At 56.3% G+C, this 22,178-nt stretch carries 19 protein-coding genes; 11 read left to right on the plus strand and 8 right to left on the minus strand.

The features are described 5' to 3' along the window. Positions 1-14: 14 nt before the first annotated feature. From glmU to CWM61_RS25720, 10 genes are all read left to right on the plus strand, one after another. Positions 15-1,385: a bifunctional UDP-N-acetylglucosamine diphosphorylase/glucosamine-1-phosphate N-acetyltransferase GlmU gene (gene glmU / locus CWM61_RS25670; protein WP_061156290.1), complete on the plus strand. Its 1,371-nt coding sequence runs from the start codon at positions 15-17 to the stop codon at positions 1,383-1,385. Positions 1,386-1,568: 183 nt separating this feature from the next. After that, entirely contained in the window at positions 1,569-3,398 is a 1,830-nt protein-coding gene (glmS, locus tag CWM61_RS25675; protein WP_061156291.1) for a glutamine--fructose-6-phosphate transaminase (isomerizing), read from the plus strand. Between the two features lie 336 nt (positions 3,399-3,734). Then, positions 3,735-4,775, plus strand: a complete 1,041-nt coding sequence (pstS, locus tag CWM61_RS25680; RefSeq protein WP_061156292.1) for a phosphate ABC transporter substrate-binding protein PstS — start codon at positions 3,735-3,737, stop codon at positions 4,773-4,775. A 128-nt stretch (positions 4,776-4,903) separates the two neighbouring features. Continuing rightward, entirely contained in the window at positions 4,904-5,863 is a 960-nt protein-coding gene (gene pstC, locus CWM61_RS25685) for a phosphate ABC transporter permease PstC (RefSeq protein WP_061156293.1), read from the plus strand. Continuing rightward, positions 5,863-6,753, plus strand: coding sequence for a phosphate ABC transporter permease PstA (pstA, locus tag CWM61_RS25690; protein WP_061156294.1), 891 nt, complete (start codon positions 5,863-5,865; stop codon positions 6,751-6,753). Before pstC ends, pstA begins: the two co-directional genes overlap by 1 nt. A gap of 47 nt (positions 6,754-6,800) precedes the next feature. Then, a complete protein-coding gene (gene pstB / locus CWM61_RS25695; protein WP_004145006.1) occupies positions 6,801-7,574 on the plus strand; it encodes a phosphate ABC transporter ATP-binding protein PstB in 774 nt (257 codons plus the stop codon). Positions 7,575-7,624: 50 nt separating this feature from the next. Next, positions 7,625-8,350: a phosphate signaling complex protein PhoU gene (gene phoU / locus CWM61_RS25700; RefSeq protein ID WP_004145007.1), complete on the plus strand. Its 726-nt coding sequence runs from the start codon at positions 7,625-7,627 to the stop codon at positions 8,348-8,350. 482 nt (positions 8,351-8,832) lie between these two features. Further along, positions 8,833-10,461, plus strand: a complete 1,629-nt coding sequence (locus CWM61_RS25710) for a carbohydrate porin (RefSeq protein WP_100632161.1) — start codon at positions 8,833-8,835, stop codon at positions 10,459-10,461. A gap of 44 nt (positions 10,462-10,505) precedes the next feature. Then, on the plus strand, positions 10,506-11,672 hold the full coding sequence (locus CWM61_RS25715; RefSeq protein ID WP_074385292.1) for an alpha/beta hydrolase-fold protein: 1,167 nt from the start codon (positions 10,506-10,508) through the stop codon (positions 11,670-11,672). A 49-nt stretch (positions 11,673-11,721) separates the two neighbouring features. Beyond that, the gene (locus CWM61_RS25720; protein WP_074385293.1) at positions 11,722-12,441 is read left to right on the plus strand and encodes a glucosamine-6-phosphate deaminase; all 720 of its coding nucleotides are present in this window, start codon (positions 11,722-11,724) and stop codon (positions 12,439-12,441) included. Positions 12,442-12,520: 79 nt separating this feature from the next. Here CWM61_RS25720 and yieH read toward each other — a convergent pair whose 3' ends face one another. Continuing rightward, positions 12,521-13,186 carry a 6-phosphogluconate phosphatase gene (yieH, locus tag CWM61_RS25725; RefSeq protein ID WP_008806734.1) on the minus strand — a complete coding sequence of 222 codons (666 nt, stop codon included), beginning with the start codon at positions 13,184-13,186 and terminating at the stop codon, positions 12,521-12,523. Between the two features lie 170 nt (positions 13,187-13,356). Between yieH and CWM61_RS25735 the strand changes: the two genes are divergently transcribed. Then, the gene (locus tag CWM61_RS25735; RefSeq protein WP_074385295.1) at positions 13,357-14,694 is read left to right on the plus strand and encodes an NCS2 family permease; all 1,338 of its coding nucleotides are present in this window, start codon (positions 13,357-13,359) and stop codon (positions 14,692-14,694) included. A 45-nt stretch (positions 14,695-14,739) separates the two neighbouring features. Here the strand turns inward: CWM61_RS25735 and CWM61_RS25740 are convergent, their stop codons facing one another. From CWM61_RS25740 to yidC, 7 genes are all read right to left on the minus strand, one after another. Continuing rightward, positions 14,740-15,306 carry an NADPH-dependent FMN reductase gene (locus CWM61_RS25740; RefSeq protein ID WP_100632162.1) on the minus strand — a complete coding sequence of 189 codons (567 nt, stop codon included), beginning with the start codon at positions 15,304-15,306 and terminating at the stop codon, positions 14,740-14,742. A gap of 36 nt (positions 15,307-15,342) precedes the next feature. After that, complete coding sequence (locus CWM61_RS25745) at positions 15,343-15,912, minus strand: 4'-phosphopantetheinyl transferase family protein (protein ID WP_165784261.1); 570 nt, start codon at positions 15,910-15,912, stop codon at positions 15,343-15,345. 308 nt (positions 15,913-16,220) lie between these two features. Further along, positions 16,221-17,180, minus strand: a complete 960-nt coding sequence (yidZ, locus tag CWM61_RS25750; RefSeq protein WP_061156302.1) for an HTH-type transcriptional regulator YidZ — start codon at positions 17,178-17,180, stop codon at positions 16,221-16,223. Next, positions 17,155-18,333: an MFS transporter gene (locus CWM61_RS25755; protein WP_074385297.1), complete on the minus strand. Its 1,179-nt coding sequence runs from the start codon at positions 18,331-18,333 to the stop codon at positions 17,155-17,157. The genes yidZ and CWM61_RS25755 overlap by 26 nt, the downstream gene beginning before the upstream one ends. 99 nt (positions 18,334-18,432) lie before the next feature. Continuing rightward, positions 18,433-18,852, minus strand: a complete 420-nt coding sequence (locus CWM61_RS25760) for a GNAT family N-acetyltransferase (RefSeq protein WP_004151539.1) — start codon at positions 18,850-18,852, stop codon at positions 18,433-18,435. 119 nt (positions 18,853-18,971) lie between these two features. Beyond that, the gene (gene mnmE / locus CWM61_RS25765) at positions 18,972-20,336 is read right to left on the minus strand and encodes a tRNA uridine-5-carboxymethylaminomethyl(34) synthesis GTPase MnmE (RefSeq protein ID WP_100632164.1); all 1,365 of its coding nucleotides are present in this window, start codon (positions 20,334-20,336) and stop codon (positions 18,972-18,974) included. Between the two features lie 194 nt (positions 20,337-20,530). After that, entirely contained in the window at positions 20,531-22,177 is a 1,647-nt protein-coding gene (yidC, locus tag CWM61_RS25775) for a membrane protein insertase YidC (protein WP_061156305.1), read from the minus strand. Position 22,178 lies beyond the last annotated feature (1 nt).

Genomic DNA, 22,178 nt, shown 5'->3' on the forward strand with positions numbered 1-22,178 from the left:
CCGTCAGGATGAGTATGTCAAATAGTGCGATGAGCGTGGTTATCCTTGCCGCAGGCAAAGGGACCCGCATGTATTCCGATCTTCCTAAGGTGCTGCATACCCTGGCCGGGAAGCCTATGGTGCAGCATGTCATTGATGCCGCTAACGATTTAGGCGCATGTGCGGTGCATCTGGTGTACGGTCACGGTGGCGATCTGCTGCGTCAGACCCTCCATGAAGACAACCTGAATTGGGTGCTGCAGGCCGAGCAGCTCGGAACCGGACACGCCATGCAGCAGGCAGCACCCTTCTTCAATGATGATGAAGACATCCTGATGCTCTATGGCGACGTGCCGCTGATTTCCGTTGAGACGCTACAGCGCCTGCGCGCCGCGAAACCACAGGGTGGTATTGGTCTGCTGACGGTGAAGTTGGATGACCCAACGGGCTACGGCCGCATTACCCGTGAAAATGGCCAGGTGACGGGCATCGTTGAGCACAAAGATGCCAGCGAGGCGCAGCGCCAGATCCAGGAAATCAACACCGGGATCCTGATCGCCGGCGGAGCAGACCTCAAGCGCTGGCTGGCGAAGCTCACCAATAACAACGCTCAGGGCGAATACTACATCACCGATATCATCGCCATGGCGTATCAGGAAGGGCACGAGATCGTCGCGGTGCATCCGCAGCGCCTGAGCGAAGTCGAAGGCGTCAACAATCGCCTGCAGCTTGCGCGCCTGGAGCGCGTTTACCAGGCTGAGCAGGCAGAAAAATTACTGCTGGCGGGCGTGATGCTGCGCGATCCGGCGCGTTTCGATCTGCGCGGTACGCTGCAGCACGGGCGCGATGTGGAGATCGATACTAACGTTATTCTGGAAGGCAATGTGGTGCTGGGCGATCGTGTGAAAATCGGCGCCGGCTGCGTGATCAAAAATAGCACCATCGGCGATGACTGCGAAATTAGCCCCTATAGCGTGGTGGAAGATGCCCTGCTGCAGGCTGCCTGCACCATCGGCCCATTTGCCCGTCTGCGCCCGGGCGCCGAACTGCTGGAAGGCGCCCACGTTGGCAACTTCGTGGAAATGAAAAAAGCGCGTCTCGGGAAAGGCTCCAAGGCGGGTCATCTGACCTATCTGGGCGATGCGGAGATCGGTGATAACGTCAATATCGGCGCCGGCACCATCACCTGCAACTACGATGGCGCGAATAAACACAAAACGATTATTGGCGATGATGTCTTTGTCGGCTCGGATACCCAGCTGGTGGCGCCAGTCACGGTAGGCAACGGTGTTACTATCGCCGCCGGGACCACCGTTACGCGCAATATCGCCGATAACGAACTGGTGTTGAGCCGCGTACCGCAGGTCCACAAGCAGGGCTGGCAGCGTCCGGTGAAGAAGAAATAATTTGGATTGTCGCCGGGGAAATATGCCCGGCGAACCAGGATGAGAGGGTCAATATAGACCCCCGTCCGCAGGCAGTACCATAACAATAACCCCACTCTCTACAAGGCTCGGGGCGCCCGGAAAACGGGCAAATACAGGTCAGCGACAACGCATGGCATATCGCCATTATCAGGAAATTTAACTATGTGTGGAATTGTTGGCGCAGTCGCGCAGCGTGATATTGCTGAAATCCTTCTCGAAGGTTTACGTCGTCTGGAATACCGTGGGTATGACTCTGCCGGTCTGGCGGTGGTCGACAGCGAAGGTCATATGACCCGCGTGCGTCGCCTGGGTAAAGTTCAGATGCTGGCTCAGGCGGTAGAAGAGCAACCGTTACATGGTGGTACCGGGATCGCCCATACTCGCTGGGCGACGCACGGCGAACCGTCTGAGAGCAATGCGCATCCGCATGTTTCTGAACACATTGTGGTGGTCCATAACGGGATCATCGAGAACCATGAGCCGCTGCGTGCCCTGCTGCAGTCTCGCGGCTATGTCTTCGTCACCGAGACCGATACCGAAGTTATCGCCCATCTGGTGCACTGGGAACTGGAACAAGGCGGTACCTTGCGTGAAGCCGTGCTGCGCGCTATTCCGCAGCTGCGCGGCGCCTACGGTACGGTGATCATGGATACCCGTGACCCGGGAACCCTGCTGGCGGCCCGCTCCGGTAGCCCGCTGGTGATTGGCCTGGGAATGGGCGAAAACTTTATCGCTTCCGACCAGCTGGCATTGCTGCCAGTGACCCGCCGCTTTATCTTCCTCGAAGAGGGCGATATTGCCGAAGTCACTCGCCGCTCGGTGGTGATTTTCGATAAATCCGGCGCGGAAGCGAAGCGCCAGGAGATCGAATCTAATCTGCAGTATGACGCTGGCGATAAAGGTATCTACCGCCACTATATGCAGAAAGAGATTTACGAACAGCCGAACGCGATTAAAAACACCCTGACCGGGCGCATCAGCCACGGCGAAGTGGATCTCAGCGAGCTGGGGCCGAATGCCAATGAAATGCTGGCTCAGGTTGAACATATTCAGATTGTTGCCTGCGGGACTTCCTATAACTCCGGGATGGTCTCCCGTTACTGGTTCGAAGCATTAGCCGGCGTCCCGTGCGATGTGGAAATCGCCTCGGAATTCCGCTATCGCAAGTCCGCGGTGCGTCGCAACAGTCTGATGATCACCCTCTCCCAGTCGGGTGAAACCGCCGATACCCTGGCGGCGCTGCGCCTCTCTAAAGAGCTGGGCTATCTCGGCTCGCTGGCCATCTGTAACGTGGCGGGTTCGTCACTGGTGCGTGAGTCCGATCTGGCGCTGATGACCAAAGCCGGTACTGAAATCGGCGTGGCCTCAACTAAAGCCTTTACCACTCAGCTGACCGTGCTGTTGATGCTGGTGGCGAAACTGGCGCGTCTGAAAGGTCAGGATGCGGCGATTGAGCACGATATCGTGCACGGTCTGCAGGCGCTGCCGAACCGTATCGAGCAGATGCTCTCCCAGGACAAGCGTATTGAACAGCTGGCAGAGCGTTTCTCTGATAAGCACCATGCGCTGTTCCTCGGCCGCGGCGATCAGTACCCGATCGCCATGGAAGGAGCGCTGAAGCTGAAAGAGATCTCCTACATTCACGCGGAAGCCTATGCGGCAGGTGAGCTGAAACATGGCCCGCTGGCGCTGATTGATGCGGAAATGCCGGTGATTGTGGTGGCGCCGAACAACGAGCTGCTGGAAAAACTGAAATCCAACATCGAAGAGGTTCGTGCCCGCGGCGGCGAGCTGTACGTCTTCGCCGACGGTGACGCCGGCTTCAACGGTAGCGATAACATGCACATCATTGAGATGCCGCATGTCGAAGAGATGATCGCCCCTATCTTCTATACGGTACCGCTGCAGCTGTTGGCTTATCACGTCGCGCTGATCAAAGGCACTGACGTTGACCAGCCGCGTAACCTGGCGAAATCGGTGACTGTGGAGTAAAGCATCATATCTTGCAAAGGGCTGCCGGCGGCAGCCCTTTTTATTTTCACCTGCTGTTCATCACCGAACTTGCGCGAAATATTTTGGCTGGCGGTAGATGACAAACGATCGTTTGGCGGTTCGATTTTGCTGTCATAAAAAGAAAATTATTCTGTCATTGCACGGTCATGATTACAGATAACCATCTGAGTTATATGACTATTATTTGCTATAAAATCCCTTCTTTCGACCTGTCATAAAACTGTCATAATTCGTACATTTTACTGTCACCTCTTTGACCTATTTTGCTCACCATAGCCTCGAAACAATGATTTACGAATCCCAGCAGGAGACATTATGAACGTTATGCGTACCACCGTCGCAACAGTTGTCGCCGCGACCTTATCGATGAGCGCTTTCTCTGCCTTCGCAGCAGCAAGCCTGACTGGCGCAGGCGCAACTTTCCCTGCGCCGGTGTATGCCAAATGGGCTGACACCTATCAGAAAGAAACGGGCAATAAAGTGAACTACCAGGGCATTGGTTCCTCTGGTGGCGTTAAGCAGATTATTGCTAACACCGTTGATTTCGGTGCTTCTGATGCTCCGCTGGCTGATGACAAACTGACTCAGGAAGGGCTGTTCCAGTTCCCCACCGTAATTGGCGGCGTGGTGCTGGCGGTTAACCTGCCTGGCGTGAAATCCGGCGAACTGGTGCTGGATGGCAAAACCCTCGGTGATATCTATCTGGGTAAAATTAAAAAATGGGATGACGAAGCGATCGCTAAACTCAACCCGGGCCTGAAGCTGCCTTCACAGAACATTGCCGTGGTTCGCCGCGCTGATGGTTCCGGTACCTCCTTCGTCTTCACCAGCTACCTGTCCAAGGTGAATGAAGAGTGGAAATCGAAAATCGGTGCAGGTTCTACCGTAAACTGGCCAACCGGACTGGGCGGCAAAGGTAACGACGGTATCGCCGCCTTTGTTCAGCGTCTGCCGGGCTCTATTGGTTACGTCGAATACGCTTACGCCAAGCAAAACAACCTCGCGTACACCAAGCTGGTGTCCGCTGGTGGCAAGCCGGTTAGCCCGACTGAAGATAACTTCGCTAACGCCGCGAAAGGCGTTGACTGGAGCAAGTCCTTCGCACAGGACCTGACCAACCAGAAAGGTGAAAATGCATGGCCGATCACCTCAACCACCTTCATCCTGGTGCATAAGGCGACCAACAAGCCGGAACAGACCGCTGAAGTGTTGAAGTTCTTCGACTGGGCGTATAAAAACGGCGCGAAAGAAGCAAATGCACTGGATTACGCGACGCTGCCGGAAAGCGTGGTAGAGCAGGTTCGTGCAGCATGGAAAACCAACGTCAAAGACAGCAGCGGTAAAGCGCTGTACTAACAGTAGATTTTTGACGAAGATGGCGGGGGCGTTCAGGCGCTGCCCGCCCTACGGTTCAGACTGTAGGCCCGGGAGCGAACGCCACCGGGCATTTATTCGAACAAGTTTTAATACGTAAAGAGTAATCTATGGCTGCAACCAAGCCTGCATTTACCCCTCCGGGGAAAAAGGGTGACATGATTTTCAGTGCGCTGGTAAAACTGGCTGCGCTGATTGTCCTGTTGATGCTGGGCGGCATCATCGTTTCCCTGATCATCTCTTCCTGGCCGAGCATTCAAAAGTTTGGCTTTGCCTTTTTGTGGACCAAGGAGTGGGATGCGCCAAACGAAATCTTCGGCGCGCTGGTACCGATTTACGGAACCCTGGTCACCTCCTTTATCGCGCTGCTGATTGCCGTCCCGGTGAGTTTTGGCATCGCGCTGTTTCTGACCGAACTTTCCCCGGCCTGGCTCAAGCGCCCGCTGGGTATTGCGATTGAGCTGCTGGCGGCAATCCCGAGTATCGTATACGGCATGTGGGGCCTGTTTATTTTCGCCCCGCTGTTTGCGACTTACTTCCAGGAGCCGGTCGGCAACGTCCTGTCAACGATCCCGTTCGTCGGTGCGCTGTTTGCCGGTCCGGCGTTTGGTATCGGTATCCTGGCCGCTGGCATCATTCTGGCCATCATGATCATCCCTTATATCGCCGCGGTCATGCGTGATGTTTTCGAACAGACGCCGGTGATGATGAAAGAGTCGGCCTATGGCATCGGCTGCACCACCTGGGAAGTTATCTGGCGCATTGTCTTACCGTTCACCAAGAATGGGGTGATCGGCGGGGTGATGCTCGGTCTGGGCCGCGCGCTGGGTGAAACCATGGCGGTCACTTTTATCATCGGCAACACCTACCAGCTCGACAGCATCTCGTTGTATATGCCAGGGAACAGCATTACTTCCGCGCTGGCTAATGAGTTCGCCGAAGCGGAAACCGGACTGCACGTGGCGGCGCTGATGGAGCTGGGCCTGATCCTGTTCGTTATCACCTTTATCGTTCTGGCCGCGTCTAAGTTCATGATTATGCGCCTCGCGAAGAATGAGGGGGCACGCTAATGGCGACCATTGAATTGCAAACCACTACCGAGCTGGCGGAGTCCCGTCGCAAGATGCAGGCCAAACGCCGCATGAAGAACCGTATCGCTCTGGCGCTGTCCATAGCGACCATGGCGTTTGGTTTGTTCTGGCTTATCTGGATCCTGATGGCGACGATAACCCGCGGTTTCGATGGCATGAGTCTGGCGCTGTTCACCGAAATGACGCCGCCGCCGAACACGGCAGGCGGTGGCCTGGCCAACGCCCTCGCCGGCAGCGGCCTGCTGATCCTGTGGGCGACCGTCTTTGGTACGCCGCTGGGGATCATGGCGGGTATCTATCTGGCGGAGTACGGCCGCAAGTCGGTACTGGCGGAAATCATCCGTTTTATCAACGATATTCTGCTTTCCGCGCCGTCTATCGTGGTCGGCCTGTTCGTCTACACCATCGTGGTGGCGCAGATGCAACACTTCTCGGGCTGGGCGGGCGTTATCGCGCTGGCGCTGCTGCAGGTGCCTATCGTTATTCGTACCACCGAAAATATGCTGAAGCTGGTGCCGGATAGCCTGCGTGAAGCGGCCTATGCGCTGGGGACGCCGAAGTGGAAGATGATCTCGGCGATTACCCTGAAAGCGTCCGTCTCGGGGATTATGACCGGGATCCTGCTGGCAATCGCTCGTATTGCCGGGGAAACGGCTCCCCTGCTGTTCACCGCGCTCTCCAACCAGTTCTGGAGCACCGACATGATGCAGCCGATTGCCAACCTGCCGGTGACCATTTTCAAATTTGCCATGAGTCCGTTTGCGGAGTGGCAGCAACTGGCATGGGCCGGGGTATTGATTATCACCCTGTGCGTCTTGCTGCTGAACATCCTGGCGCGCGTTATCTTCGCCAAGAAGAAACACGGTTAATTTTTTGCGGCGCAGCGGCTGCTGCGCTGAATGAGGAAGAGATTGAGATGAGTATGGTGAATACAGCTCCGGGTAAGATTTCAGTTCGTAACCTGAACTTCTACTACGGCAAATTCCATGCCCTGAAGAACATCAACCTGGATATCACCAAAAACCAGGTGACGGCGTTTATCGGTCCGTCAGGCTGTGGTAAATCCACCCTGCTGCGCACGTTCAACAAAATGTTTGAACTGTATCCGGAGCAGCGCGCGGAAGGCGAGATCCTGCTGGATGGCGATAATATTCTGACCAACACCCAGGATATCGCCCTGCTGCGCGCCAAGGTTGGCATGGTATTCCAGAAACCGACGCCGTTCCCGATGTCCATTTATGACAATATCGCCTTCGGCGTGCGCCTGTTTGAAAAGCTGTCCCGTGCCGATATGGACGAGCGCGTGCAGTGGGCGCTGACCAAAGCCGCATTATGGAACGAAACCAAAGATAAACTGCACCAGAGCGGGTATTCTCTCTCCGGTGGCCAGCAACAGCGCCTGTGCATCGCGCGCGGTATCGCGATCCGTCCGGAAGTCCTGCTGCTTGATGAGCCGTGCTCCGCGCTGGACCCGATCTCCACCGGGCGTATCGAAGAGCTGATCACCGAGCTGAAACAGGACTACACCGTCGTTATCGTGACTCACAACATGCAGCAGGCTGCGCGTTGCTCCGACCATACGGCATTTATGTATCTTGGCGAGCTGATTGAGTTCAGCAACACGGACGACCTGTTCACCAAGCCCGCGAAGAAACAAACTGAAGATTATATTACTGGCCGCTACGGTTGATTTGCCCTTGTGCTTTCAGGCTCTCACCAGTTGGGCAATCAGGAGACACCATGGACAACCTAAATCTTAACAAACATATATCCGGCCAGTTCAACGCTGAACTGGAGTACATCCGCACCCAGGTGATGACCATGGGTGGGCTGGTGGAGCAGCAGCTTTCTGATGCGATCACCGCGATGCATAATCAGGACAGCGATCTGGCGAAACGCGTCATCGACGGCGACAAGCAGGTCAACATGATGGAAGTGGCGATCGACGAGGCCTGCGTGCGCATCATCGCCAAGCGCCAGCCGACCGCCAGCGACCTGCGCCTGGTGATGGCGATCATCAAGACTATCGCTGAGCTGGAACGCATCGGCGACGTGGCGGATAAAATCTGCCGCACCGCGCTGGAGAAGTTTTCCCAGCAGCATCAGCCGCTGCTGGTGAGCCTCGAATCGCTGGGCCGTCACACGGTGCAGATGCTGCATGACGTGCTGGATGCGTTTGCGCGTATGGATCTCGACGAAGCGGTACGTATTTATCGCGAAGATAAGAAAGTCGACCAGGAGTATGAAGGCATCGTGCGCCAGCTGATGACCTACATGATGGAAGACTCGCGCACTATCCCGAGCGTCCTGACCGCGCTGTTCTGCGCGCGTTCGATCGAGCGCATCGGCGACCGCTGCCAGAATATCTGCGAATATATTTTCTACTTCGTCAAAGGTCAGGATTTCCGTCACGTTGGCGGCGATGAGCTGGATAAACTGCTCGCCGGCAAAGATCCGAAAGAGTAATAATCATTCTGTCTAATTCTGGTAAATGGATTTATCAGGATTAGATATAATTTTTCCCGCGGCAGCGAGATTGCTGAGATTATCGTCACAATTAACAGGCTGCCCATTTGAGTTCTTCATTTTATCGCGTAACAATCAGCGTTCACTTCTGAGCTTTAACGCTCAGGGTGGTTTAAACGGATTGTGACTGCGACAGCAGGCAAAACCTGATATTGCCCCTACGGCGGCGGTATCAGGTTTTTTTGTTTTATGCGGGCCAATAATGGCTGAATGAGGGTTGCTACCGCGATGCGCGGGCAAAACCTGAAGAGGATTATCTGTTAAGGCAGATGGTCTTCTTCAGGTTTTTTTTTGCTTTTGTCTAACCGCAAAAATAACAGCCGCCGCGACCTCAAACGGTATGGATACGGCTATTCGAACCTGCGCGGGATGCTTGTTGCTGTCGTGTTTTATTTACGCCAATACTTATATAAGGGAATATTATGATGAGAAAAACCAGGATCGCTCCGGCGATGGTATTGCTGGCACCGCTTTGTTATTCCACCACTCTGATAGCGAGCCCGTTGACGGTGGAGCAACGGCTTGAGCTGCTGGAAAAAGCGCTCAAAGACACGCAAAAAGAACTCAAAAAATATCAGGACCAGGAGAGAAAAAGAGACCAGATTTGGGCCTCATGGTCTCCGCCAGCAGAAGGTCAGAAGCGCAAGACCGGGGTGGCGACCGCCGGGCCGAAAACAGCGGTGAAACCGGACGCGGTGCTGGTCAAAAATCAACAACCAGCCACGGACGGCGCGCCAGCCTATAGCGCGATGACGCTGAAAGATTTTAGCACGTTCGTGAAAGATGAAATTGGCTTCAGCTATAACGGCTACTTCCGTTCCGGCTGGGGCACCGCCTCGCACGGCTCGCCAAAATCGTGGGCGATCGGTTCGCTTGGCCGCCTGGGCAATGAATATTCCGGCTGGTTCGATCTGCAGCTGAAGCAGCGGGTGTTTCAGGAAGGCGATAAACGCGTTGATGCCATCGTGATGCTCGACGGTAACGTCGGCCAGCAGTATTCCGCTGGCTGGTTTGGTGACAACGCTGGCGGCGAAAACTACATCCAGTTCTCGGATATGTACGTTAACACCAAAGGGTTCCTGCCGTTTGCCCCGGAAGCCGATTTCTGGGTCGGCAAACACGGGGCGCCAAAAATCGAAATCCAGATGCTGGACTGGAAAACGCAGAGAACCGATGCGGCGGCCGGCGTGGGGCTGGAAAACTGGCAGGTGGGCGCCGGGAAATTCGATATCGCATTGGTCCGAGAAGATGTCGATGATTACGACCGTTCTTTGAGCAATAAGCAGCAAATTAACACCAACACCCTGGACGTCCGCTACAAAGCGATTCCGCTGTGGGATAAAGCCAGCCTGATGGTCAGCGGGCGCTATGTCGCTGCCAACCAAAGTTCCTCGGAGAAATATAAAGAGGGCAATGAAGGTTATTATCCGTGGAAAGATACCTGGATGGCAGGCACCTCGTTAACGCAGAAATGGGCTAACGGCGGCTTTAACGAATTCTCTTTCTTACTGGCGAATAATTCTATTGCCAGCAGCTTCTCGCGCTATGCCGGATCCAGCCCCTATACCACTTTTAACGGCCGCTATTATGGCGATCATACCAATGGCACCGCGGTGCGCTTAACCTCGCAGGGAGAAACCTATTTACGCGATGACATTATTATGGCGAATGCCATCGTCTACTCCTTTGGTAACGACGTCTATAGCTACGAGACCGGGGCCCACTCCGATTTTGAATCCATTCGCACGGTCCTGCGACCGGCTTATATCTGGGATAAATATAACCAGACCGGCGTCGAGCTGGGATACTTCAAACAGCAAAACAAAGATGTTACCGGCAAGAAATATAACGAGTCCGGCTACAAGACCACGCTGTTCCATACCTTCAAAGTCAATACCAGTATGCTGACCTCGCGCCCGGAAATTCGCTTCTATGCCACCTATATTAAAGCGAAGGATATCGACCTGGATAAGGCAGCGAATAATACCACCAGCATTTTTGAAGACGGTAAAAACGATCAGTTTGCCGTGGGGGCGCAGGCGGAAATCTGATGGTAAGACGATAACAGAACGGACACAACGGAAGAGGAATAACGATGAAACGACATGCAATTTATTTCGCACTGGCGCTGGCGGGCGCGGCGTTTACCCTCCAGGCGGCGCCATTACCCGCGATGCCGGATCCCACCCTGCCGGTGAGCCACTTTATTACCCAGGTTAACGCGGATAAGAGTATCACTTATCGCCTGTTTGCTCCCGATGCCCGGCGGGTCTCGGTAGTGACCGGCGCCACGCCGGACTCCTTTGTCTCACACGACATGACCAAAGAGGCTCAGGGGGTGTGGACATGGAAAAGTGAGCCGATGAAACCCAATCTCTATGAATACTATTTCGATGTGGATGGCTTCCGCTCGGTGGATACCGGCAGTCGCTATCAGAAGCCGCAGCGCCAGGTGAATACCAGCTTGATTCTGGTACCTGGTAGTATTCTCGACGATCGGGCGGTCGCGCATGGCGATCTGCGCACCCTCACTTATCACTCGAAGGCACTGAACGCCGAACGTCGTCTCTATGTCTGGACGCCGCCGGGCTATAGCGGAACCGGCGATCCGCTGCCAGTGCTCTATTTCTATCATGGCTTTGGCGACAGCGGTCTGTCGGCCATCGATCAGGGGCGTATCCCGCAGATCATGGATAACCTGCTGGCGGAGGGCAAAATCAAGCCGATGCTGGTGGTGGTCCCGGATACCGAAACCGACACCCCGGAAGCGGTCGCGGAAAACTTCCCGCCGCAGGAGCGGCGCAAAAACTTCTATCCGCTCAATGCACAGGCGGCGGATAACGAGTTGATGCAGGATATTATTCCGCTGATCGATACCCGGTTTAACGCGCGTAAAGATGCCGATGGCCGGGCGCTGGCTGGCCTGTCACAGGGCGGTTATCAGGCGCTGGTTTCCGGAATGAACCATCTGGATAGTTTTGGCTGGCTTGCCACCTTTAGCGGTGTCACGACCACCACGGTGCCGAATGCCGGCGTGGAAGCGCAGCTGAAGCATCCTGACGCGATCAATAAGCAACTGCGTAACTTTACCGTGGTCGTCGGGGAAAAAGATTCCGTAACCGGTAAAGACATCGCTGGTCTGAAAAGCGAGCTGGAAAAACAGAAGATCAACTTCGACTATCACTCGTATCCCGGCCTGAACCATGAAATGGACGTCTGGCGCCCGGCCTACGCCGAGTTTGTGCAGAAACTGTTTAAATAACCGTTAGGGGGCCTTCAGCCCCCGTTTTGTGCTTGTGAAGGACGACAAGATGAAAATGATTGTGACTGAAGATTATGAAGAGATGAGCCTGGTCGCCAGCCATCATGTTCTGGGCTATATCACGGCGCCGCGGCGGGTGAATCTCGCCGTGACGGCCGGCAGCACGCCAAAGCGGATGTATGAGCATCTAACCGCCGCCGTGAAAGGCAAAGCATTCTATGATCGGGTGCACTATTACAACTTCGATGAGATACCCTTTCGCGGCCAGTCGCGAGAAGGCGTCACGATATCTAATCTGCGCCAGCTGTTTTTTACCCCGGCGCAGATCAAAGAAGAGAATATTCACAAGCTGACGCTGGACAACGCCGCTCAGCACGATCGCCAGCTGGAAGAGGCTGGTGGCCTTGACCTGATGGTGCTGGGGCTGGGGGCCGACGGCCATTTTTGCGGCAACCTGCCGAATACCACCCGCTTTCATGATCAGACGGTTGAAGTGCCGATTCATGGGGAAATGATTGATATTGTCGCTAACGGCGAGATGGGTGGGGATTTTTCCGTCGTGCCCGATAGCTATGTCACCATGGGGCCGAGAAGCGTGATGGCGGCAAAAAATCTGCTGTTGATCGTGAGCGGCGCGGCGAAGGCGCAAGTCCTTAAGCAGGTGGTTGAAGGCCCGGTCAGCGAGCAGGTGCCGGCGTCGGTGCTCAAATTACACCCTTCACTGGTGATTATTGCCGATAAGGCGGCAGTCACTGAATTGCAGCCATAACCAGTCGCTGGTTCTATTCCCCGCTTGCGCAGACGCTTAGCGGGGCTACATCGATGCCAATGTGCCGCTCACCAGGCCCTTAACGCGTGATATCCCAGCCGCGCGCTTGCCACAATGCCGGCAGCTCTGCCAGATCGGTAAAGGTGGTCACTTTGGGATGATCGATCGGCTGGTTGTGCGGATCGGCGCAGAAATAAAACACCTCCATACCGGCGGCAATCCCCGACTGAGCACCGGCGCTGGAGTCATCCACCAGGATACAGTTTTCGGCTTTTACCTGCATGGCCTCTGCCGCATGAAACATCAGCGCCGGGTCAGGCTTCCAGCGCTGAATATCGTAGCCGCTGTACAAGCGGTCAGCGAAATGGTGCAGCAGGCCGGTGCGGCCAAGAGAGTGCTGCATTTTACTGACCGGGCCATTGGAAACCACGCACATCGGGACGCTTACCGCATCCAGCAGCGCCTGGGCTCCGGCAATCACCTCCAGTTCGCTATCAAACAGGCGAGCGACCTCCGCACGGTAAATGGGCTCCAGCGTCGCTTTTTGCAGGTTAACGCCATGCTCAGCGTTGATAGTGTCGATAATTTCGTACAGCTTCACCCCTTTGAAGCGCTTAAAAATCTCGGCAAGGTCCAGCGTAATGCCGAATTCCTGGAACATGTGAACGTAGGCGCGGGAGCAAATCACCTCACTGTCGACCAGTGTGCCGTCACAGTCAAAAAATACTGCTTCTGGTTGAGTCATAGTCTTTCCGTATTAACAAGTTTAACGTTTTCGTCATGCCCAATGCCGCGACGCAATCGTTGCCGTATAAGCAAAATAAATGAAAAAAATTACCATACAACTGCGCCGGGTGCCCTGTTTTGGTATAGGATAGCCTCGAATTTTCCCTCCTTTACGTTCGGAAACCGATAATGAGTCAACAACAAACCAGCCAGTCTTCTGGCCAGGGTCTGCTGGAGCGCGTATTTAAGCTGCGCGAGCACGGCACCACAGTGCGTACGGAAGCGATCGCCGGTTTCACCACGTTCCTGACGATGGTGTATATCGTTTTTGTTAACCCACAAATTCTTGGCGTAGCGGGCATGGATACCAGCGCCGTGTTTGTGACTACCTGTCTGATTGCTGCGTTCGGCAGTATCCTGATGGGTCTGTTCGCGAACCTGCCGGTGGCTCTTGCGCCGGCGATGGGTCTGAACGCCTTCTTCGCCTTTGTGGTGGTACAGGCGATGGGCCTGCCGTGGCAGGTAGGCATGGGCGCGATTTTCTGGGGCGCCGTCGGTCTGCTGCTGCTGACGATTTTCCGTGTACGCTACTGGATGATCGCCAATATTCCGGTGAGCCTGCGCGTCGGTATCACCAGCGGTATCGGCCTGTTTATCGGCATGATGGGTCTGAAAAATGCCGGGGTTATCGTCGCTAATCCGGAAACGCTGGTCAGCATTGGTCATCTGACCTCCCACAGTGTGCTGCTGGGCATACTGGGCTTCTTTATCATCGCAATTCTGGCATCACGTAACATTCATGCCGCGGTCCTGGTGTCTATTGTGGTCACCACCCTGCTGGGCTGGATGCTGGGCGATGTGCACTACACCGGCATCGTCTCCGCGCCGCCGAGCGTGACGTCGGTGATTGGTCATGTCGATCTGGCGGGCTCCCTGAACCTGGGCCTGGCCGGCGTGATCTTCTCGTTTATGCTGGTCAACCTGTTTGACTCCTCCGGGACGCTGATTGGCGTTACCGATAAAGCGGGTCTGGCTGATGCACAGGGTAAATTCCCGCGCATGAAGCAAGCGCTGTTTGTCGACAGCGTCTCGTCGGTGGCGGGTTCCTTCATCGGTACTTCGTCGGTGACGGCCTATATCGAATCCTCCTCCGGCGTTTCCGTGGGCGGGCGCACCGGCCTGACCGCCGTTGTCGTTGGGATCCTGTTCCTGCTGGTTATCTTCCTGTCTCCGCTGGCGGGGATGGTTCCAGCCTATGCGGCCGCCGGCGCGCTGATTTACGTTGGCGTGCTGATGACCTCCAGCCTGGCGCGCGTGAAGTGGGATGACCTGACGGAAGCGGTACCGGCGTTTATCACCGCGGTGATGATGCCGTTTAGCTTCTCGATCACCGAAGGTATCGCCTTAGGCTTTATCTCTTACTGCGTGATGAAGATCGGAACCGGCCGCCTGCGCGAGCTCAGCCCGTGCGTGGTGATCGTCTCGCTGCTGTTTGTGCTGAAGATTGTCTTTATCGATGCACATTAATCCGCACGCATGATGAAAAAGCCCGGCATCGCTGCCGGGCTTTTTTTATGCTTTAACCCGCTGAATATAGTCGCCAAAGGCGGTCAGCTGGCCGCGCAGATGGTCGAGGGTGCTCTGATCGACTACTTCACCTGACTGCGGATCCACTTTGTTCTGGATCACACCGCCCATAAATTCCGGTTTATTCATCACCATCGCATCGAGGAAGACCAGAATCTGGCGCAGATGATACTGGCAGCGTGCGCCGCCGATGGCACCCATTGAGCTGGTCTGAATCAGTACTGGTTTGCCGGACAGCGGCTGCTCGGGCAGGCGTGACAGCCAGTCGATAGCGTTTTTCAGGCCGCCAGGCACGGAATAGTTATACTCGGGAGTGACAATCACCACGCCATCCGCCTCGCGGATCTTTTGCGCAATATCCTGCACGCTCTGTGGGAACCCCTCTTCCTCCTGAATATCAGCATCGTACAGCGGGATATCACCGATCGACGGCAGCGCGGAGATGTCCATGCCCGCGGGCGCGATGCCGGGCAGAGTGCGCGCGACCATTCCATTAAACGACCCTTTGCGCAGGCTGCCGAGTAACGTAACCACTTTTAAGGTATCTGACATGATTGCTCCTTTGTATCATGATGCCGGCAAAACCGGTCAATTGAGGGATAAGGTTTTTTCCATCGGTAAGCTGGTAAAGCGCATCAGGCGGGCCGACGGTTCGCGTGCGCGCCGCTGAGCATCCGGCAGACTATGCCATTCGCCCCCCTTAGCGTCATATTCCCAGACCTTCAGTGAGCCGATATTTGGGCTGGCGGCAATCGACCACACCAGCAGCGATTCGGCGTCACAGACGGCTTCGATCGGCTGGCTACCGGCGGTGCGCAGGCGGCCAGAGCCCGGCAGCAGCTGCGTTGATGCTTCACCGGTCAGTTTCAACACGCTTCGCCGCAGCGCCACCAGCTGGCTACGCGCTTCATCCGGGTCATGCTGAATGTTAATCCACAGATTTTCATTGTTACTGAAATTGTGCCGGTCAGCGTCGTGTCCACGCACCGTGCGCTGCAGTTCCATGTCGAGGCCACAATCCCCCTCGGTGGTCAGCGCGACGCCAACAATATTGCCAGTATAAGAGATAGAAAAGTGGGGAAGATGACGATCGCTAAAAACCGGTCTGCCATTGGCGGCGTTGACGATTTCAGGCAGCTCGCTGATGCCGTATAGCATAAACAGCAGTTCGGCGAGCAGCGAACGCGAAGCACGAAAGCGAGCCTGGCGGTATTCAGGGAGTAGACGTGCGGATTGATGACAGGCCGCCGACAAACGTGTCGATAGCGGCTCCCCGGTACTGAGTATCCCTCGTGCAAAATGCGTTGCCATACGTCGCTCCGTGAGTAATGGTCTGGTAAAAATTGCGCGCGTTATTATCGCCTGGTATTAACAGGTTTTAATGCCGAAATGCCCCGTTGAAAAGAGAATTTGTTTGAATTTTACAAATTCTTGCGCAATAAGGTGCGATGGACACGAAACAAGGCTTACAGCGTACCGGAATAGAGTTCTTTTAACGTATCTCTAAGCCAGACGAGCTTGGGGTTGTAGCTGTTGCGCTTATGCCATAGCAAGGTGAAGGGGACGCGGAGCTTTTCCAGAAGCTGAGGTTCCAGCGGCAGCGGGCGAGAGACCAGCGGTAGCTGGTGCTGCTGATTATAGTGCTGGCAGTAGCGCGGCGCGGTGGCCAGCATGGTGTGCTGCGGCTGAGCGGCCATAAAGAGCGATTGTTCAAACCCCGGCACGGTCAGCGCCACGTTACGCTTATACCCCAGCTCCTGCAGCACATCGTCCAGTGCCCAGGTATCGCTCTGTTCCCAGCAGATAGTGATATGCGGATAGCGCAAGAATGCCGCCAGATCCCATTCCTCTCTGAGCGCCGGATGATCGGCGCGCAGCCAGACCTGCGGCAGGTCGGTGAACAGGACATCAAAATCGATATACCACGGCAGCAGGCTCAGCTGCTCCCGCGACTGCGGATGGCTTTCGCGCCCGCAGAAGCCGATATCCACCTCGCCGCGAATAATGGCGTCCAGGGAGTCGTAGTCCCAGTTGCGCAAACGAATCAATGCCTGCGGATAGCGCTGATAGATGCGTTGGGAGAGGGTGTTAAACAGGATCATCAGCAGCGGCGTTTCCGCCGCCAGCTCGAATTTGAGGCCGCTGGGCATGGTGTGGTGCGGTTTATCGAGGATCTGGTTGCCCATCTGCATCCAGTCCGCCAGATCCTGCTCCATGCTGCTGACCAGCGGCGTAGGCGCCAGACCCAGAGGGGTTTTCACAAACAGCGGGTCGTCAAACCAGGCGCGCAGTTTGGCCAGCGACTTGCTCACCGCTGACGGCGAAACGTTCATCCGTTTCGCCGTACGGGTAACGCTGAGCTCCTGGGTCAGGAGCTGCAGGCAGAGGAGTAAATTAAGATCAAGACTCGACAGCGGCTTCTTCATCGTATTGCGCAACCCGCGGTGGGGTGACGACCAGTAATAAAACAAGGCTCATTATGCTACAGGCAATGAGTATCCCGATCAGCATATTCATCGCGCTGAGTCCGATGATGGCGGCGAGCCAAATCCACAGCGATGAACCGCACACCTGCGCGATGCCGAGAACCGAGCTGGCGACGCCCGCGCGCAGCGTGAAGGGCCCCAGCGCCTGGCTCATCGCGACGCCGAATCCAATGGAGAAGCCGGCGCAAATCATGCCCAGTCCGATCAGGGTGACGGACTGGCGGGTGGCGAGGCTCAGCGCCAGGCCTGCCGCCAGAAACAGCACCTGCGAGGTCAGCATTAAGGTGCGGGGGTTAAACAGCGACAGGGCGAACGGCGTCGAGAAGGAGACTGCCATGCTGATCATCGCCATCAGGGCCATCGCCATTGAGTAAGTTCCCCGGTCGAACCCCATCTCTTCCATCATCAGTACCGGAGAGACGTTCACGTAGGTCAGGATCGCCGTCACGCTGAGGGTGGTGATGAGAATGCGGCTGAGAAAAAAGCGGTTCAGCAGCGACTCACTGCCGCCATGCTGTGGTGTCGCAGTCTGCGGGTGTGCCGTCGGGCGCGTCTCGCGCAGGATAAAGACCGACAGCAAACCGACCATGACGCCCATGCCGGTCATGGTGTAGAACAGGCTCTGCCACGGATATTTCAGCATAATCAGGTGACCAAGCACCGGCGCCAGGACGGGGATAATGCAGGTAATGCCGTTGAGCAACGACAGCACCTTGGCGCGGCGACGATCGTCCAGCGTATCGCGCAGGATAGCGAAAGCCACCACGTAGCAGCTGCCGGCGCCGATCCCCTGGATAAAGCGTCCGGCGAGGAAGTGGCTGCTGGTGTGCGCCTGGGCGCAGAGCAGGGAGGCGACAACAAAGATCACCGCGCCCACAATGGCGACAGGCTTACGTCCAGACCGGTCGGCGATGCGACCAGCAAACAGCATTGCGGAGGCCATACCGGCCAGATAGACCGAAAAGGCGATATGTAATTGTGCCTCGCTGGCTCCCAGGTCCTGAGCAATACGCGGCAGGCCGACCAGATACATATCGATGCCGGAAGGATAGAGCAGAACCAGGGCGAAACTGCAGAGAAGAAAGCGTGTCATGGGATCCTCGCGATGTGAATGGCGTTCAGCATAGTGAGGAACGTGCCGCAAGACGAGTTGCCATTTGGACAACGCTCTTTTCCTGGCAGGAAATGCGAGCTAACGACTCCGGGTTCGCCAGACGCGGGCCATCCCTTCGCTCTCCGGTCTGACGCTTTCGAAGCCGAACTTCGCATACAGCTCCGGCACATCCGCCACCAGCGTGACATAGGCCCCGTCAAAGGCGTTAGCGTCCAGCCAGGCGACCAGCTTCTCCATCACCAGCCGGCCCAGGCCTTTTCCCTGATGAGCCGGATCGACGGCGACGTCGACAATATCGAAATTAATCGCGCCGTCGCCGACGATGCGTCCCATCGCGATCGGCGTCTCCTGCCAGAGGATATGTACGCCGTAACAGCTATGCGGCAGTCCGGCTCTGGCGCCTTCCAGGGGGCGTGGCGACATGCCCGCCGCCACCCGCAGGTGGCAAAACGCTTCGGCGGAGGGCACCTTCTCGATCACGGTATATTCAACGGTCATGCTTTAGTCTCGTGGTAAAAGGGGAGATAAAAGTAGAGAACGTTGCGCCGCAAAGGGCAAGAAAAAACCCGCATTAACGCGGCGTTAATGCGGGTGAGTGAACGTTTACGGACTAAACGTTATTTGCCGATGCAGAAGCTGGAGAAGATGCGGCCCAACAGGTCGTCGGAGGTGAACTCCCCGGTGATCTCGCTCAGCGCCTGCTGCGCGAGGCGCAGCTCTTCCGCCAGCAGCTCCCCGGCCCAGGCGCCCAGCAGCTGGGCTTTGCCCTGCTGCAGATGGTTCGCCGCCTCTTCCAGCGCCTGCAGGTGACGGCGGCGGGCGAGGAAGCCACCTTCCATGCTGGTATCGAAGCCCATACTCTGCTTGAGATGGTTACGCAGCACCTCCACGCCTTCGCCGGTACGTGCCGACAGTCGGATCAGTGAGTGGCCATTGACTTCGCTGAGCCCCAGCGTTTCGCCAGTGACGTCGGCTTTATTGCGCACCACGGTAATCGGCAGTTTAGCGGGCAGGCGCTCGATAAAGTCCGGCCAGATCTCCGCCGGGTCAACGGCGCTGGTGGTGGTGCCGTCGACCATAAACAGCACCCGATCCGCCTGCTCAATCTCCTGCCAGGCGCGCTCGATGCCGATACGCTCCACTTCGTCACTGGCGTCGCGCAGGCCCGCGGTATCGATGATATGCAGCGGCATGCCGTCGATATGGATATGTTCGCGCAGCACGTCGCGGGTGGTGCCCGCAATGTCGGTGACGATCGCCGCTTCGCGGCCCGCCAGGGCGTTCAGCAGGCTCGATTTACCGGCATTTGGTCGCCCGGCGATCACCACTTTCATCCCTTCGCGCAGCAGACTGCCCTGACGAGCTTCCGCGCGGACGGCGTCGAGGTCGGCCATCACGCCGTTCAGCTGGGCTTCAATTTTGCCGTCGGAGAGGAAATCAATTTCTTCATCCGGGAAATCGATCGCCGCTTCCACGTAGATGCGCAGGTGAGTGAGCGCTTCCACAAGGTGGTTAACCCGCGCGGAGAAGGCCCCTTGCAAGGAGTTCAACGCCGAGCGCGCCGCCTGTTCTGAACTGGCGTCGATGAGGTCGGCGATGGCTTCTGCCTGCGCCAGGTCGAGCTTGTCGTTGAGGAACGCGCGTTCGGAAAACTCGCCCGGCCTGGCGATGCGTACGCCGGGCAACGTCAGAATACGTTTGAGCAGCAGATCGAGAATGACCGGGCCGCCGTGACCCTGCAGCTCAAGCACATCCTCCCCGGTAAAGGAGTTCGGCCCGGGGAACCACAGCGCAATCCCCTGATCCAGCGGCGTACCGTCAACGTCGTTGAACGGCAGGTAGTCGGCATAACGCGGCTTCGGCAGCTTGCCCAGCACCGCCTGCGCGACATCGCGCGCGTTGAGGCCGGAGATACGCAGGATGCCCACCCCACCGCGTCCCGGAGGGGTGGCCTGGGCGACGATAGTGTCGTTATGGCTCATGGTGACTCTCTATGTAGATGTAAAAAAGGCGGTCCATTGACCGCCTTCTCTGGCATTAACGCTACCGTAGATACTCGAAATAATTCAAGTTGCAGAAAGGCGGCAAGTTAGTGAGGCCCCAGGAGCTTACTGTAGTAAGTGACTGGGGCGAACTAATGAAACCAACGCATCTGCGGCTTGAAGAATGAAGAGTATCAGGATTTCTTCTTCTCGCGGCTATGCAGGCCACGCTTCTCCAGACCACGATAAATCAGCTGCTGCTGAATAATGGTGACCAGGTTGCTGACGATGTAGTACACCACCAGGCCAGACGGGAACCACAGGAAGAACACCGTGAAGATGACCGGCATAAAGGTCATGATCTTCTGTTGCATCGGGTCGGTCACGGTGGTCGGCGACATCTTCTGGATGAAGAACATGGTCGCGCCCATGATGATCGGCAGGATGTAGTACGGGTCTTGTGCAGACAGGTCGTGGATCCACAGGATAAACGGCGCATGACGCAGTTCAACCGAGGCGCTCAGCATGTAGTACAGCGCAAGGAAGATCGGCATCTGAATAATCAGCGGGAAGCAGCCACCCAGTGGGTTCACTTTTTCCGCTTTATACAGCGCCATCATCTCCTGGCTTTGACGTTGTTTATCGTCGCCCAGACGCTCACGCATGGCCTGAATCTTCGGCTGCAGCATACGCATCTTCGCCATGGAGGTGTACTGCGCTTTGGTCAGCGGGTACATGATGCCACGAACGATAAAGGTGATAACGATGATCGAGAAGCCCCAGTTGCCGAGGAAGCTGTGGATGAATTTCAGCAGCTTGAACAGCGGTTGGGAGATGAACCACAGCCAGCCGTAGTCGACGGTCAGATCCAGGTGCGGCGCAACGGCAGCCATTTTGTCCTGAATAGCCGGACCGACCCACAGCACGCTCTGCAGCTTGTCGGTTTGACCAGGCTGCACCAGTACCGGCTGCGATTTGTAGCCAATAGCCACAATGCCGTTGCCGAGGTTGGCGGTGTAGAAGTTATTCGTTCCATTATTCTGCGGCACCCATGCGGTGGTGAAGTACTGCTGCAGCATGGCAACCCAACCGTTTTTGGTGCTGACGTTCAGGTTTTCGTTGTCCAGAATGGTATCGAATTTGTATTTTTCGTATTTCGAATCCGCGGTGGAGAACGCTGCGCCACGGAAAGTATGCATCGTGGACAGGCCGCCGGTCTGCGTATCGCGACTGGTCGGCAGCGCCGCGGTCTGCTTCAACTGACCGAAGGTCGAGACTTCCAGAGGCTTCTCGCTGGCGTTCTGCACGCTATAACCGACGTTCACCGCATAGCCACCACGTTTCAGGGTGAAGGTTTTGGTGAAGACGTTGCCGGCTTTATCGGTGTAGGTCAGCGGAATGACGATTTCATCCTGGCCATCAGCCAGCACAAACGCCTCTTTATCGACGTTGTACAGCGGACGCGGGCCATTCGCCGGGTTATCCGGACCATCACGGCCGGTTAAGCCGCTCTGCGCCTGGTAGACAAACTGCGGCGTGGTTTCCAGTAACTGGAACGGTTCGGTCGACTTCAGCGTTTTTGGATACGCCAGAAGCAGCGCCTGCTCAATATCACCACCGTTGGTGTTGATAGTCAGCTCAAGCACGTCGGTTTTAACCGTAATCAGTTTCCCCTGGCCACTGGCCGGTACGCCCTGGTCGGCGGCGCTACCCGCTGCTGTGGTCGTAGTCTGCGTGGTCTGCTGCTGGGGCTGCGGATTTTTGTCCTGCTCCCAGGCTTGCCAGATCATGAAAGACACGAACAACAAAGCGATGATAAGAAGATTGCGTTGCGAATCCATC

Origin of the sequence: Klebsiella sp. K-Nf6, from assembly GCF_002806655.1 — a bacterium.
GTDB lineage: Bacteria > Pseudomonadota > Gammaproteobacteria > Enterobacterales > Enterobacteriaceae > Klebsiella > Klebsiella variicola.